Raw genomic sequence first — 14,031 nt, 5'->3', positions numbered from 1 at the left:
AAACTGACTCACCGACGAAGGGGTGAGCCACCGGCGGTTCGGTTACTTTTCCGGTCCGGTGTACGGGACTCCCTCGGCGACCCCCGACACCGCCGATCCCCCGCCGTCGCCGGAGGAGACAGACACCATGACAGTCCCCGCGCCGCGGGCCCGTCGCCGGCCCTCCGTGCTGGGCCGGCTGTTGCCGCTGCTGCTCGTCGTGGCGCTGCTTGCCCCGCTGGGTCTGCTCTTCGCGCAGACCTGGCGGCAGACCGACGAGGACCGGGACCTGGCCGCCCGGGAACGGCTCGGTGTGCAGTACCTGCGCGCCCTCGCCCCGGTCACCGACGCGCTGGTGGACGCGCAGTCCGCCGCGGTCACCGGTCGCCCGGCCTCCGGCGAGGCGCTGACCCGCGCGGTCGAGGAGGCCGCCGCGGTGGACGCCCGGATCGGCTTCGAGCTGCGCAGCCAGGAACGCTGGGCGGGGCTGCGGGCCAAGCTGGAGGCGCTGCGCGACCGCAGCCCCACCGACCCCGAGTCCGCGTACGCCGCGTACGGGGAGGTCACCGACCTGCTGCTGGCCCTGCACCGCAAGGTCCGGGAGAGCTCCGGCCTGGTCCGCGATCCGGGAGCGGACTCCTTCTTCCTTCAGGACAGCGCGGGACGGGACCTGCCGCAGGCGGTGGTGGCCGCCGGTCGGCTCGCCGACATGGCGACGTTGGCTCCCCGTCGACCGGCCGCCGAGCGCACCCGCAGCCTGCTCGAACTCGCCAGCCTGCGGCTGGCCGCCCTGGCACCCGCCACCGACCTCGTCGACGACCTGCGGGCGGCCGTGGACAGCTCGGAGAGCACGGACCTGGGCGCGAACGTGCTCATCCCGCTCGACACGTACCAGCGCTCGGTCGAGGCGCTCGCCGCGTACTCCGCCCCGACCGGCGGCACCGGCGCCGTGGACCCGGGCCAGCTGGCCGCGGCCCGGCTGAACGCGCAGGCCGCCGGCAAGCAGCTCCAGCCGGTCATCCTCGGCGAACTCGACGCGCTGCTGGCCGAGCGGATCGACGGACTGGACCGGGACCGCTGGTGGGCCATCGGCGCCGCGTCGGCCGCCGCCCTGCTGCTGGGCTGGATCGGTGCGCTGCTGCTCGCGGCGGTTCGCCGGGCCCGCCGTCGGGCCACCGCGACCACGACCGGGGAAGGCACCGACCCGCAGCCGGGCGACGAGGCGTGGCAACCGCCCACGGGCCGGCACGGTGAGTCCCGGCCGCTGCAACCGGTGGGCGCCGCCCGCGACCCCGGCCCCGCCCAGTGGGGGCCGTTCGATGCTGCTCGGTAGGCTCCGAATCCGGGGCAAACTCGCCCTGCTCGTGGTGATCCCCCTGCTCAGCATGGCCGGGCTGGCCGTGCCGGTGGTCCTCGACCGGGTCGCCGCCGCGCAACGCGCCGACGACATCGCCGACCGGGTCCGGCTCGCCAGCCGGGTCGGCAGCCTGGTGCAGGACCTCCAGCAGGAACGCATCCTCTCGGTCGGCTACCTGCTCGGCCGGGTGGAGCGCGGCGAGTTGGTGCAGAAGACCACCGACGTGGACGACGGGGTGGCCGACCTGCGCGCCGGTGGCAGCGACGCGCTGACCCAACGGGTCGACAAGGCCCTGGACGGCGTACGCAGCCTCATCGACCTGCGGACCGCCGTACTGGCCCGCGCCGCGAGCCCGACCCAGGTGATGGACGGGTTCGGCACGGTCGACCGGGCGCTGATCGAGTCGCTGCGACTGGCGTTCAGCGTGGACACCGACACCCAGCCCGGCCGTCAGGTGCTGGCCCTGGACGCGCTGCTGCGCGCCGACGAGGGTCTGGGCGCGTGCGCCACCCTGATCGTGCTGGTGAAGGCCACCGGGAGCGCCGAGGCCAGCGCGGGCTACGTCGCCTGTATCGCCGCCCTGCAGGTCGACAACCTACGGTTCCGCAGCCTCATCACTCCGGAGCAGTTGCGGCTGGCGCAGCTCAACGACGAGGCGGTGGCCGCCCGCACCAGCAGCGACTTCCTCATCACCAGCGCCCGGGACCCGGCCGGAGCGATCCGCGACGTGCCGCTGGACGCGCTCTTCCCGTCCGTCCGCTCCATGATCAGGCTGGGCCAGTTCGTGGAGAAGAAGCTGGTCGCGGACGTGCTCGCCGAGGTCACCACCGAGCAGCGGCGGGCGCTGACCGCCGCGTACCTGGTCGCCGCCGGGGCGATGCTGATCCTGGCGGTGGTGGTGCTGCTCAGCGCGGCCGTGGCGCGCACGGTGGCCCGGCCGCTGACCCGGCTCACCCGCTCCGCCGACCGGGTCGCCCGGGTGGCCGAGGCGGAGCTGGTCCGGGTCGCCGACGACGAGGCGGAGAGCGCACAGCCGGTCCGACTGGATCCCGTGGACATCCGGGCCTCGGACGAGATCGGCGACCTGGCCCGCGCCTTCGACCGGGTGCAGAGCACTGCCGCCCGCCTGGTCGAGCGGCAGGTAGCCGGCCGGCGCCACGTGGCGCAGATGTTCGGCCACGTGGGGCGGCGTACCCAGAACCTGGTGGGTCGGCAGATCCAGCTGATCGACCGGCTGGAGCAGCAGGAGACCGACCCGGGCCGGCTGGAGCACCTGTACCGCCTCGACCACGTCTCCAGCCGGCTCCGGCGCAACGCCGGCAGCCTGGTGGTGCTCTCCGGCTCGACCGGGGCGGACGCGCACACGGCCCCGGTGCCGCTGGCCGACGTGGTCCGGCTGGCGCTCGGCGAGATCGAGGACTACACCCGGGTGGACGTGCAGGTGCCGTCGGGCATCTCCGCGGCCCCGGCGGCCGTCGGCGACCTCGTGCTGGCGCTGGCCGAGCTGATGGAGAACGCCACCGTCTTCTCTCCGCCGCACACCCGGGTGCTGGTCTCCGGTGAGCTGACCGGGCTCGGTGCCCGGATCGCCGTCGTGGACCACGGGATCGGGATGACCGAGGAGCGGCTGGCCGAGGAGAACGCCCGGCTCACCCGGCGGGAACGGCTCGACCTGGCCCCGACCGAGTTGCTCGGCCTCTTCGTGGTGGGTCGGCTGGCCCGCCGGCACGGCTGGGCGGTGGAGCTGGCCCCTACCCCCGGCGGTGGGGTGACCGCCCGGATCGAGATCCCGCAGTCGTCACTGGTGATCCGGCGCGCCGATCGGGCCGGCGCGACCGTGGCCCGCGCCGCGGTGCCGGCCCGGGACCGGCGGTCCCCGTTCGCGCTGGAAGCCGGCCGGGGCGGGCGGACCCCCGCGTCGGCGACCACCACCGCGATACCTCACACCCCGTCGTCGGCCGCGGTGCCCGGCCCGGCCGGCGTCGGGTTCGACCCGAACCTGCTCGACCGCGCCACCCGCAGTCTGGAGGCCGGCGAGTCGTGGGACGCCTTCGCCACCGGTGGCTCCACTCCGGACACGCCGCCCGAACTTCCCGTCACCGGCTCCGGGCTGCCCCGCCGGCCCACCCTCGCCGCCGACAACGGGCCGGGCATCGCCGGCGCCGGGCGGTGGGACGCCGAAGAGCAACCCCGAGGTCCGCTACGGGCGACCGAGCCGCCGCTCGGGGACCCGGCCGGTCCCCGGGTACGGCAGCGGGTGCCCGGCGCCACCCTGCCCACCGCCGCACCGCCGGTCGGGCCCGTCGACGCGACCGGCGCCGACCCGGACGCCGCCCGCGCGCTGGTCGAGGCGTTCCAGTCCGGGGTACGCCGGGCCGAGCTGAGCCGCGCGCCGGCCCTCGACCTCCCCGTCGGGCACTGGTCGATGCGGACCGTCCCCAACGTGCCCGCCGGCGGATCCGGTACGGCGACGGTGGACCCGGGCGCGACGGTCGACCTGCCGGCGACGCCGGGCGGCCTCGGTCCGACGGTGGCGGACACCGCCGGGGCGACCCCCGGCCGGCCCCGCCTGAGCCGCCGGGTGCCCGGGGCGAACCTGGCAGTCGGCCCGGTACGCCAGCCGATCAGCTCGCACCCCGGTGACCCGGCCGAGGTCCGCGACCGCATCACCGATTTCGAGGCGGGCGTCGCCCGCGCTCTCCGCGAAGTCAGCCCCGACCGCCGGAACGAAGGATCATCACGGTGACCAGCCCCTTCCTGCACGACAACGTCGACCACCAGAACCATCCGGGGGGTGACCTCAGCCCGGAGGCCCGCACGTTCAACTGGCTCCTGGACTCCTTCACCTCCAGCACGGCCGGAGTGCTGGAGGCGATCGCGGTCTCCTCGGACGGGCTGCTGATGGCCATGTCGGCGATCAAGGACCGGTCCAACGCGGAGCGGCTCGCCGCAGTGGTCTCCGGCATGACCAGCCTCGCCGGCGGCGCCGCCAGCTGGTACGCGCTCGGCGGGCTCAACCGGGTGATCGTCGACATGGCGGACGGCTACCTGCTGATCAGCGCGATCAGCAGCGGTTCCGTGCTCGGGGTGGTCGCCGACCGGTCTGCCAACCTGGGCACCGTCGCGTACGAGATGACGCTCTTCGCCGGTCGGGCCGGAGGCGCGCTGACCCCGCGGTTGATCGCCGAGCTGAAGAACGCCGTCCAGCAGTGACCCCGGACGTCGCCGGCGAGGACCCGGACCCGGACCAGTCCGTCCGGATCCGCCCCTACCTGCGGACGCCACCCGCGAGCGGGGACGGCGTGCCGGCGCCACCGTCGCCGGCCGAGCCGGAACCCGCGCCGGCCCGGCCGGCCGGTCCGCGCCCGTTCGTGCTCACCGCCGGGCGGGTGGCCGGTGCGGATCCGGCGATCGGGCTGGAGACGCAGGTGACCGCCCGCCCCGAGGACGGGGGGTGGAACGGGACGGCAGCCGTCCGGCTGGCGCCGGAGCTGCGGGCGATCGTCGCACTCTGCACCGAGCCGATCTCGGTCGCCGAGATCTCCGCCCGGATGCGGATGCACTTCGGCGTGACCCGGGTCCTGGTCGGCGACCTGAGCGCCGCCGGGCACCTGGACGTGCACGTCGGCGACGCGGACGACGTCCTCGACCCCGACCTCATCCTGCGAGTGATTGATGGACTCCGTGCGATCTCCTGAATGGCCGGTGGCCCCGCTGGGCGGGCTCGCCGCCAACAGCGCCGCCGCCCGCTACGGCACCTCGCCCGGCGCCGGCCCCGCTGCCGGGCGCACCGGTCCGCCGCCGACGGACCCGCCGCCGCCGTACCGGCCGCCGACCGCCACCCCGGGCGCCGCGTCGACGCCGGACCCGGTGGACCGGCCACGGGCCACCCCGCCGATCCCGGTCAAGATCCTGGTTGCCGGCGGGTTCGGAGTCGGCAAGACCACCACGGTCGGGGCGATCTCCGAGATCGCACCGCTGACCACCGAGGCCGAGATGACCAGCGCCGGCATCGGCGTGGACGACCCGGGCGTCCGGTCGGCGAAGACCACGACCACCGTGGCCATGGACTTCGGCTGCGTGACCATCGACCGCAGCTTGAAGCTCTACCTGTTCGGTACGCCCGGGCAGGCCCGGTTCGGCTTCATGTGGGACGACCTGGCCCGGGGCGCACTCGGCGCGCTGGTGGTGGTGGACAGTGCCCGGCTGGACGAGTGCTATCCGGCGATCGACTTCTTCGAACGCGCCGGGCTCCCCTTCGTGGTCGGGGTGAACGCCTTCGACGGGCGGCTGGCCCTGGAGCTCGGCGAGATCCGGTGGGCACTGGCCATCGGCGATCATGTACCCCTGGTGCAGTTCGACGCCCGGGACCGGCTCTCGGTGCGGGACGCCCTGCTGGTCGTCCTGGACCGTGCATTGGAGCGGGCCACCCGGGACAGGAGGGCCTGAGCCGATCGGCGGCGACGGCCCGTGGCGGGAAGGGGTGATCTGGTGAGGGGTGACCTGGACGAGACGCTGGCCCGGCTGGCCCGGCGCGAGGAGGCGCTGCGCCGGCGGGCCACCGACCCGGGCGGAGTGGCCGGCGCGGACGACTCCGCGCCGCCCGGTCCGACCCGCGAACCGGACCGGCCCGGGACCGGGCACCCGGGCCACCGCAACGCCGGGCCCGGCCGGCACGCGGGGCGGGACGTCCCCGCCGAGGCCGTGGGGTGGGGCCCGGTCGAGGAGGTCGTCGAGGCGGTCCGCCAGGCGGTGGCCGCGCACCCCGGGCTGGTGGTGACCGTCGGGGTCGAGCACGCCGGGCGGACGTACCCGCTGCGGGTCCACTGGGACGGCCCGGACGTCACGGTCGGCCCGGCGACCACCGACGCGCCACCGGCACCGCCGGAGCCTCCGCCGGCCTGGCCGATGTCGGGCCGCACGGTGCCGGACTGGGCGCCGGGCCCGGACGGGTTGAGCCCGGACCCGGCAGCCCGACTGGCCGAGCTGATCCGGCGGGACCCGTCGCTGCTGGACGAGCTGGATCCGCGCCGCTGACCGGGCGGGGCGTGCTTCCGGCGACTACGGTCAGTCCGTGGCGCAACCCGACCTGACCCTGACCGCGAGCCTGCGGCCGGCCGCGCTGGACGCCCGACGGGGCATCGTCCGGTTGCACCCGGAGGTGCTGACCGCGCTGGGGCTGCGCCCCGGCGACCCGGTCCGGCTGGACGGGCGGCGGGAGACCGCCGGGATCGTGGCGGCGGCCGAGGTGGGCGCGAGCGCCGCCCTGCTGTACGCCGACGACCTGACGCTGGGCAACCTGGGGGTACGCGACGGCGGGCAGGTACGGGTCACCCCGCTCCCGGTGACCCCCGCGCGTCGGGTCGTCCTGGCCGGGCCGGTGGAGGTGGTCGCGGCGGTCAGCCCCGAGATGCTCCGGCTCGCCCTGCTCGGCAAGGTGGTCACCGCCGGCGACGACGTGTCGCTGCTGCCGCAGGACGTGCTGCCGGACGCCTCGGTGCGCAGCCTGGTCGAGGCGGCCCGGCGCAGCCTCGCCAACACGGTCGGGTACGCCTGGACCAGCACCCTGCTCACCGTGGTCGCGGTCGAACCGGGTGCCGGGGCCCTGGTCACCATGGAGACGATGGTCGGCTGGGAGCACGGCCCGGTGACCCACGGCCCCGCCGCTCCGGTCGCCCGGCCGGCCCCGACCCCGACCGTCCGCTTCGACCCGGGCGTCGGCGCGGAGTCCGTCCCCGACGCGCCGGCCGTCGACGAGCTACCCGGTTTGCGGGCCCAGGCCGAGGAGCTGACCGAGCTGCTCGACCTGGGCTTCCACCACCGGGAGGTGCTGGGCCGGCTGGGCACCACCATCTCGCTCGGGGTGCTGCTCGGCGGGCCGGCCGGCTCCGGAAAGTCGGCGCTGGTCCGGGCGGTGGCGGCGAAGGTCGGTGCCCGGGTCCACCCGCTCTGGGCGCCCGAGGTGGCGGCACTGACCAACCAGGCGGCCGCCGACCGGCTGCGCTCCGCGGGCGAGGCGGCCCGCGCCGACGGACCGGCGGTGCTGCTGGTCACCGACGTGGAGGCCCTCGCCCCGGCGGACGAGCCGGGCCCGGTGGCGACGGTGTTCCGCCAGGTGCTCGCGGAGACCGTCCGGGCCGGCACCGCCGTGGTCTGCACCACCGGTCGCCCGGAGGCCGTCGACCCGGCGCTGCGCGCGCCGGACCTGCTGTCGCTGCGGATCAGCATCCCGCTGCCCGATCCGGCGCTGCGCCGGGAGCAGCTCACCGTGCTGACCCGGCAGGTGCCGCTCGCCGACGACGTGCGGCTGGACGAGGTCGCCGGGCGTACCCCCGGGTTCGTCGCCGCGGACCTGGCCGCGCTGGTCCGCGAGGCCGGGGTGCGGGCGGCCCTGCGGCAGAAGTCGGCCGAGACGCCGACGGTGGCGATGGCCGACTTCACCGCCGCCCTGGAGGTGGTCCGGCCGACGACGATGGCGGCGTCCACCCTGGAGCTGGCCTCGGTGACCCTAGACGACGTGGGTGACCTGGTCGAGGTCAAGCAGACGCTGACCGAGTCGGTGCTCTGGCCGCTCACGTACCCGGACACCTTCGCCCGGCTCGGCGTGCAGCCGCCGCGCGGGGTGCTGCTCTACGGCCCGCCCGGCTGCGGCAAGACCTATCTGGTGACGGCGTTGGCCGGGTCGGGGCGGGCGAACGTGCTCTCGGTGAAGGGTGCCGAGCTGCTGTCGAAGTGGGTGGGCGAGAGCGAACGCGCGGTCCGGGAGCTGTTCCGCCGGGCCCGGGAGGCCGCACCGACGCTGATCTTTTTGGACGAGGTGGACGCGCTCGCGCCGGTGCGCGGTCAGGCCACCGACGGGGGCACCACCGACCGGGTGGTCGCCGCCCTGCTCACCGAACTCGACGGAATCGAGGCGCTGCGCAACGTGGTCGTGATCGGCGCGACGAACCGTCCCGACCTGGTGGACCCGGCGCTGCTGCGACCCGGCCGGCTGGAGCGGTTGGTCTACGTGCCGCCGCCGGACGGCCCGGCCCGGGCGGAGATCCTGCGGGCCGCGTCCCGCAACGTGCCGCTGGCCCCGGACGTCGACCTCGCCGCGCTCGGCGGGGAGTTGGACGGCTTCTCCGCGGCGGACTGCGCCGCGCTGGTCCGCGAGGCGGCGCTGGCCGCGATGCGCGAGTCGCTGACCGCCGTCACGGTCACCGCGGGGCACGTGGCCACCGCCCGGCGGCGGGTCCGCCCGTCGCTGGACCCGGCACAGGTCGCCTGGCTGGCCGGGTACGCCGCCGACCGCCAGTGACCGGCCGGTGACGGTACGGATCTCCGGCGCGAGCGCCAACTTTCCGCCCCGTCCAGGGCGTTCATTGGAGGTCACACTCCCCAGTGGAGAAATCCACATCGACGTCAGGTGGTGCCCCTTGCGCAAGCTGCTCTCTCTCCTCGCCGTCCCCCTCGTGGCGGCGGCGACCCTGGTTACGGTGGGTACGCCGGCGGCCGCCCACCCGGCGAAGCCGTTCCCGGCACGGATCGCCCTGCCGGACGGGTTCACCCCCGAGGGGCTGACCATCGGCCGTGGCACCACCGTGTTCGTGGGGTCCATCTTGGACGGTGCGATCTGGCGGGGCGACTTACGCACCGGACAGGGTTCGGTGCTGATTCCGGGAGTGCCCGGCACCGACAAGGCGGGCCTCAAGCTCGACCCGCAGGGGCGGCTGTGGACCGCCGACTTCTCCGGCGGCGGTGCCAGCGTCTACGACGCCGACAGCGGCGCCCGGCTGGCCCACTACCAGTTCACCGACGAGCCGGGCAGCCTGGTCAACGACCTGGTGATCACCCAGCGGGGGGTCTACTTCACCGATTCCGCCCGGCAGGTCCTCTACGTGGTGCCGCTCGGCCCGGGCGGCCGGCTGCCGGCCGCCACGGACGTGCGGGTGCTGCCGCTGACCGGCCCGGCGGCGACGCCGGACGCGTACCACAACGGGATCGTGGCGCTGCCCGACGGAGACCTGCTGGTCGCGCAGATGCTGCCCGGCCGCCTGGTACGCATCGACCCGGACACCGGCGCCAGCCGCCTCGTCGACCTGGGTGGCTACTCGGTGGAGCGCGCCGACGGCCTGGTGCTGCGCGGGCACACCCTCTACGTGATCCGGAACCTGACCAGCGTCATCGCGGTGGTCCGGCTCAACGCCCGGTACACCGCCGGGGTGGTGCAGCGGGAGATCGTCGGCCCGCAGTTGCGCGTGCCGGCCACCGGTGACCTGCTCGGCCGGGCGTTGTACGTGGTCAACGGCCGCTTCGACGTCGAGTCCACGCCGGAGACCGACTACGACATCGTCCGCGTCCCGGCCTGATCGACCCGGTCGGCGGCGACCACACGGTCGCCGCCGGCCGTCGGCGCCGGGTCAGTCGGTGGGGAGCAGCGGGCCGAGCGGCCCGAGGTCCAGGTTCAGGTCCTCGGGGGCCAGGCCGAAGTGTTGACGCAGCCCGACCATCTGCTCCTCCAGGGCCATCAGCGTCACGCCGATCCGCTCCACCTGCTCCTCGGTGAGGTCACCGAGGTCGACCCGGCGCAGCGCCTGCCGCTCCATCAGCTGCCGCAACAGCTCGACGACGGTCAGCACCAGGCTGGCCAGCCCACGCTCGACCGAGTCCCGGTCCACCTCGATCCGGCGGTCCAGCGGGGTGACCCGGGGTGGTCGCCACGGCTCCGCGCCCAGCGCGGCGGCCAGCTCGGCCGCCTCGTCCCGCCCGGTCATCCGGCCTCACCGACCGGCCCGTCGAGCGGGTCGGGGCCGAACTCGGGCGGTGCCAGCGCACCGACCGAGGCGACCAGCGCGCGCAGTGAGATCCGGACCAGGTCCACATCGGCGATGGCCAGGGTGAGATCGCCGCTGATCACCACCCCCGTGGCGAGCACCCGGTCGAGCAGGTCCACCAGGGCGACCGGGCGGTAGGCCAGCGGATCGTCGGCGCTGCTCGGCGCGAGCGAGGTGGTCACCACGGCTCCCGCACGGTATGCGCCGGCTCCGCGGGCCGCTCCGCCACGAAGGAGTACGGCGGCCACGGGCCGGTCAGCTCCAACCGGATCCCCGGATGGCGGCCGGCGAGCGCCCCCACCAGGGCCGTGAACCCGGCCAGCGCGGTGACGTCCACCAGGTACGCCCCGTTGAGCACCATCGGGGCCGCCTCCCCCGAGAGCCGTCGGTCCTGCGGCGCATGCCGACGACCCGCCACGGCCAGCTCGCTCAGGGCGGCGTGCACCGCGTCCGCCGCCGCGCCGGCCGCCCGCTGGCGTTCCTCCCCGGCGGTCAGTTGCGCCCGCCGCCGACGCAGGTACGCCGTACCCACCCCACCGCCGCCGTCCGGTTCGTCGGCGGTGGTGGTGGCGCCCGCGACCAGGTAGCCCTTGACGCCCCACTCGCCTCGCCCGGTCAACCGGTCCAGGGTGGCGGCCAGCTCCGCCCGGCGGGCGACGAGGGAAGCCGCCACCCGCCCGTCGTCGGTGTGCACGGTAGCGAGCCGGGCGGGCACCACCGGCCCCCGGCGGGCCAGCGCCGCGACCACTTCGTGGTGCGCCCGGGCCGCCCGCTCCAACCAGGCCAGGTCCTCCAGGTTGCGGCGCAGCGGCTGCTCGCCGTACTCCTCCAGCGGTGCCGTGCTGACGACGGCCACCAGGCCGCCGGCGGACACCGGGCGGACCGGGCCGCCGTCCATGCCGACGATCGTGGCCAACGCCGCTGGCTCGGCGTCCCGGACCACACCGTGCAGCCAGGCTCCGGCGGTCGGGACGGGTCGGCCGGCGGCCAGCTCAACCGTCGATGTCATTCCCAGTCCTCCCGTTCCGCGTCCAGCCGCCGCGCCCGGGCGGCGATGCGGGGCCGGCGCTCCGCCTCGACCTGCTCCGGGTCACGCGGCCCCGGCTCCACCGGGGGTCGGGCCCGCGAGCTGAGCCAAGGGTCGTGTTCCCACCAGTCGATGCCGATCTGCCGCGCGGTGTCGACCGAGGCGATGACCAGCCGCAGCTTCAACGTCAGCAGCTCGATGTCGAGCAGGCTGACCCGGATGTCGCCGGCGATCACGATGCCCCGGTCGAGCACCCGCTCCAGGATGTCGCCCAGGTTGGCCGGCTCGTGCCCGGCGGGCAGGACCTGGCCGGAGTTCTGCACGACCGACGGAGCCTGTGGTCTGGTCATCTCAGCCCACCTCGCCCTTTCCGCGCTGGTAGCGGCGCACCCGCCGGTAGCCGAGCAGGCCGCCCTCGATGTCCAGTTCGACCTCGTAGAGGCCGAGCAGGTCGGTCGACGCGGGGATCCGGTGGTCCTCGACCATCTCGACCCCGATCCGCCAGCCGTCGTCGGTGGCCTCGAGCGAGGTGGCGCCGACCGGGTCCCGGCCGGTCAGCTCGACGATCTGGCGCACCCCTTCCCGGACCGCCTCCGCGGCCGACACCGGCTCGACGTACTCCTCCTCGTCGTACTGGTCGACGTCGTCGCCCTCCGGCTCCCTTCGGCGGGTGCGATCACCGTCGCCACGGATCGGCACCCCGCTCACCTCCCCCGCCGCCGGCGGTTCACGGGCCGGCCCGCTGCCCCGGGCGCGGGTCGGCCCGCGCCCGGGGCAGCGCGACGAGCGCCGCCACCCGTACCGGTCAGCCGGTCCAGCACCTGCTGCTGTCTCAGGTCACGCTCCTGCGAGGTGATCTCGCCAGCGGCCGCCGCCGCGTCCAACTCCTCCAGCTCACGCCGGATGTTGGCCGGGTCGTACCGCTGTGACTCCGCCTCCCGCGCGATCACCTTCACCACCGCGGTCAGCCCCCGCACCGGGGCGTACGGAAGGGTCAACAGCCCCCAGAGGATGTCCATGCGTCACTCCACCAGCTGATGTGCGCTGACGAAGTCGTACGGGGCCAGCGGCCCGAGCAGCCGCATCCGGATCACGTCCCGCCGCTGCTCCGCGAACTCCTCCACGGCTTCGACGAACTCGTCCTCGCGGTCGACGTCGACCAGGAAGGCGGCGTTCACCGCGTCCAGTTCGTTGCTGGGCTGGCGCGGTGCGTTCGCCACCGACAGCGCGGCGAGCGTGTCGATCAGGTGCCGGCTCTCCGCCTCCCGGCGCAGCTCGACCGCCTGGCTGATCATCTCGCCGAGTCGGATCCGCTGCTCCCGGGTGGCCGCCTCGGACTGTCCCCGCACCTGGGCCGCGAGGTCCGCGGCCGCCGGGTTCTCCGCGAGGATCTCGGCGATCACCTCCTGCTCGTCGTAGCGGCCGTGCACGGTGTACTGGATCCGGTCCTCCAACTCGTCGAGCGCGGCCGCGAACCGGTCGTGGTGCGCGTCGAGCAGGTCGGCCACCGCGTCCGGCCCGGTGACGACCGTGCCGAACCGCACCGGGAGCACCGGCGCCACCGCCGCCGTCCCGTCCAGCAGTTCCTGGTACGCGGTCAGGTCAGCCGGCCGGCCCAACGGTTCCTCCAGCCCCACCTCGCTGACCAGCGCGGCGATCCGGTCCTGTCGGACCACGTCCACCTCGCCCGGCGGGTCGCCCACACCGACGGCGTCCGGGGTCGGCTCCACGTCGGAGGGGACGATGCCGTAGACGAAGAGCCCGATCTCGTCGGCCATCTCAGCGCTCCTCGTCCCGCCGTCGGCGCGGTCGGTCCCGGTCCCGGTCCCGGTCCGAGCCGAGCTCGCCGACCGCGTCCTTCACGGCACCGCCGATCGCCCCGACGGTCTTGCCGAGACCGGCGGCGGCCTTGCCGGCGCCGATCGCTCCCGAGGCGCCCCCGACCAGATCCGGGAGCCCCTTCTGGTTTCTGGGCGTGATGTCGAGGCGATCGACCGCCTCGGCGAACCGCAGGTACGTCTCGACGCTGGCGATGACGATCCGGGCGTTGATCTCCAGAAGCTGGATGCCCACCACGGCGACCGAGACCTGGGCGTCGATCACCACGCCCTTGTCCAGCACGGTCTCCACGACGTCGGCCAGCCCGGAGGACGAGCCACCCCGCTCCAACGCGCTGCCGGTCTGGGCACCACTCGTCGCGATGCTCATTCGTCCCGCTCCTCCCGCCGACGGCGGACCACCGGGCGCCGAGGCGCCTCCGGGGCACGCCGGGCCGGGCCCGGACGCTGCGGCTCCTCACGCGGCTGCGGACGACGGGCACGCTCCGGCGCCCGACGACGCGGCGGCGGCTGCTCCTCCTCCGGCTCCTCGTCCTCGTACACCTCGTCGTACTCGTCCTCGTACTCGTCGTACTCCTGCTCCGGAGGTCGACGCCGCTCCGGCGGCCGGCGGCGGCCCCGCTCGGGCGGCCGGGCGCGACGCTCCTGCTCGGGCTCCTCCCGCTCCTGCTGCTCCTGCTGCTCCTGCTGTTCCTGCTGCTCCTGCTCCTCACGGAGGGCGGTCTCGTGGTCCTTGACCACCTGGGAGTCGCGGATCTCGCCGCGCCAACCCTCGACCGAGTCGGGGTCGAGCGCCGTCTGGGTCATCACGTGCCGGACGAAGTGCTTGAGTTCCAACCGCGCCCGCCGGCCCTGGGCCCGCCAGAGGTTGCCGGTGTGCTCGAACAGACCCTGCGGGTGGTACTCGAGCACCACCAGGATGCGGGTCAGGTCCGGGGTGATCTCGTGGAAGCTGACGGTGCCGTCGACCGAGCCCTTCTCACCCTTGGACCGCCAGTGGATGAGCCGGTCCGG

Annotated in this window: 13 protein-coding genes and 5 pseudogenes; 9 read left to right on the top strand and 9 right to left on the bottom strand. The window is 75.0% G+C overall.

Going from position 1 to position 14,031, the window contains the following annotated elements:
* Positions 1–127 precede the first annotated feature (127 nt).
* The 9 genes and pseudogenes from ACFOW4_RS02715 to ACFOW4_RS02675 all read left to right on the top strand — a co-directional run bounded on the left by ACFOW4_RS02715 (position 128) and on the right by ACFOW4_RS02675 (position 9,687).
* Entirely contained in the window at positions 128–1,312 is a 1,185-nt protein-coding gene (locus ACFOW4_RS02715) for a hypothetical protein (protein ID WP_377524096.1), read from the top strand.
* Positions 1,299–4,082, top strand: coding sequence for a nitrate- and nitrite sensing domain-containing protein (locus tag ACFOW4_RS02710; RefSeq protein WP_377524095.1), 2,784 nt, complete (start codon positions 1,299–1,301; stop codon positions 4,080–4,082). The genes ACFOW4_RS02715 and ACFOW4_RS02710 overlap by 14 nt, the downstream gene beginning before the upstream one ends.
* Positions 4,079–4,549: a roadblock/LC7 domain-containing protein gene (locus tag ACFOW4_RS02705; RefSeq protein ID WP_377524093.1), complete on the top strand. Its 471-nt coding sequence runs from the start codon at positions 4,079–4,081 to the stop codon at positions 4,547–4,549. Before ACFOW4_RS02710 ends, ACFOW4_RS02705 begins: the two co-directional genes overlap by 4 nt.
* The gene (locus tag ACFOW4_RS02700) at positions 4,546–5,034 is read left to right on the top strand and encodes a DUF742 domain-containing protein (RefSeq protein WP_377524092.1); all 489 of its coding nucleotides are present in this window, start codon (positions 4,546–4,548) and stop codon (positions 5,032–5,034) included. Before ACFOW4_RS02705 ends, ACFOW4_RS02700 begins: the two co-directional genes overlap by 4 nt.
* Complete coding sequence (locus ACFOW4_RS02695; RefSeq protein ID WP_377524090.1) at positions 5,012–5,785, top strand: ATP/GTP-binding protein; 774 nt, start codon at positions 5,012–5,014, stop codon at positions 5,783–5,785. The genes ACFOW4_RS02700 and ACFOW4_RS02695 overlap by 23 nt, the downstream gene beginning before the upstream one ends.
* A 42-nt stretch (positions 5,786–5,827) precedes the next feature.
* Positions 5,828–6,373 (top strand): hypothetical protein, encoded by a 546-nt coding sequence (locus tag ACFOW4_RS02690; protein WP_377524089.1) that lies wholly within the window; start codon positions 5,828–5,830, stop codon positions 6,371–6,373.
* A gap of 37 nt (positions 6,374–6,410) precedes the next feature.
* Positions 6,411–7,007, top strand: a pseudogene (locus tag ACFOW4_RS02685) (ATPase); the annotation flags it as partial.
* Positions 7,008–7,076: 69 nt separating this feature from the next.
* Positions 7,077–8,636, top strand: a pseudogene (locus ACFOW4_RS02680) (AAA family ATPase); the annotation flags it as partial.
* Positions 8,637–8,754: 118 nt separating this feature from the next.
* Positions 8,755–9,687, top strand: a complete 933-nt coding sequence (locus ACFOW4_RS02675) for an SMP-30/gluconolactonase/LRE family protein (protein WP_377524087.1) — start codon at positions 8,755–8,757, stop codon at positions 9,685–9,687.
* A gap of 51 nt (positions 9,688–9,738) precedes the next feature.
* Here ACFOW4_RS02675 and ACFOW4_RS02670 read toward each other — a convergent pair whose 3' ends face one another.
* The 9 genes and pseudogenes from ACFOW4_RS02670 to ACFOW4_RS02630 all read right to left on the bottom strand — a co-directional run.
* Positions 9,739–10,092 carry a gas vesicle protein K gene (locus tag ACFOW4_RS02670; RefSeq protein WP_377524086.1) on the bottom strand — a complete coding sequence of 118 codons (354 nt, stop codon included), beginning with the start codon at positions 10,090–10,092 and terminating at the stop codon, positions 9,739–9,741.
* Positions 10,089–10,334, bottom strand: coding sequence for a gas vesicle protein (locus ACFOW4_RS02665; RefSeq protein WP_377524084.1), 246 nt, complete (start codon positions 10,332–10,334; stop codon positions 10,089–10,091). Before ACFOW4_RS02665 ends, ACFOW4_RS02670 begins: the two co-directional genes overlap by 4 nt.
* Positions 10,331–11,161, bottom strand: coding sequence for a GvpL/GvpF family gas vesicle protein (locus ACFOW4_RS02660; protein WP_377524083.1), 831 nt, complete (start codon positions 11,159–11,161; stop codon positions 10,331–10,333). The genes ACFOW4_RS02665 and ACFOW4_RS02660 overlap by 4 nt, the downstream gene beginning before the upstream one ends.
* 167 nt (positions 11,162–11,328) lie before the next feature.
* Positions 11,329–11,481: pseudogene (gene gvpJ, locus ACFOW4_RS02655) on the bottom strand (gas vesicle protein GvpJ); the annotation flags it as partial.
* A 49-nt stretch (positions 11,482–11,530) separates the two neighbouring features.
* Complete coding sequence (locus ACFOW4_RS02650; protein ID WP_377524081.1) at positions 11,531–11,878, bottom strand: gas vesicle protein; 348 nt, start codon at positions 11,876–11,878, stop codon at positions 11,531–11,533.
* Positions 11,879–11,883: 5 nt separating this feature from the next.
* On the bottom strand, positions 11,884–12,198 hold the full coding sequence (locus ACFOW4_RS02645; RefSeq protein WP_377524080.1) for a gas vesicle protein GvpG: 315 nt from the start codon (positions 12,196–12,198) through the stop codon (positions 11,884–11,886).
* Between the two features lie 3 nt (positions 12,199–12,201).
* Positions 12,202–12,957 carry a GvpL/GvpF family gas vesicle protein gene (locus ACFOW4_RS02640; RefSeq protein WP_377524078.1) on the bottom strand — a complete coding sequence of 252 codons (756 nt, stop codon included), beginning with the start codon at positions 12,955–12,957 and terminating at the stop codon, positions 12,202–12,204.
* A gap of 214 nt (positions 12,958–13,171) precedes the next feature.
* Positions 13,172–13,387 (bottom strand): annotated as a pseudogene (gene gvpJ / locus ACFOW4_RS02635) (gas vesicle protein GvpJ); the annotation flags it as partial.
* Positions 13,384–14,031: pseudogene (locus tag ACFOW4_RS02630) on the bottom strand (hypothetical protein); the annotation flags it as partial. The pseudogenes ACFOW4_RS02630 and gvpJ (ACFOW4_RS02635), both read right to left, overlap by 4 nt.

Source organism: Micromonospora sp. GCM10011542, assembly GCF_042650685.1.
Lineage (GTDB): Bacteria > Actinomycetota > Actinomycetes > Mycobacteriales > Micromonosporaceae > Micromonospora.
The sequence above is the reverse complement of the archived record's forward strand: the minus strand, read 5'-3'. Positions and strand labels throughout refer to the sequence as shown.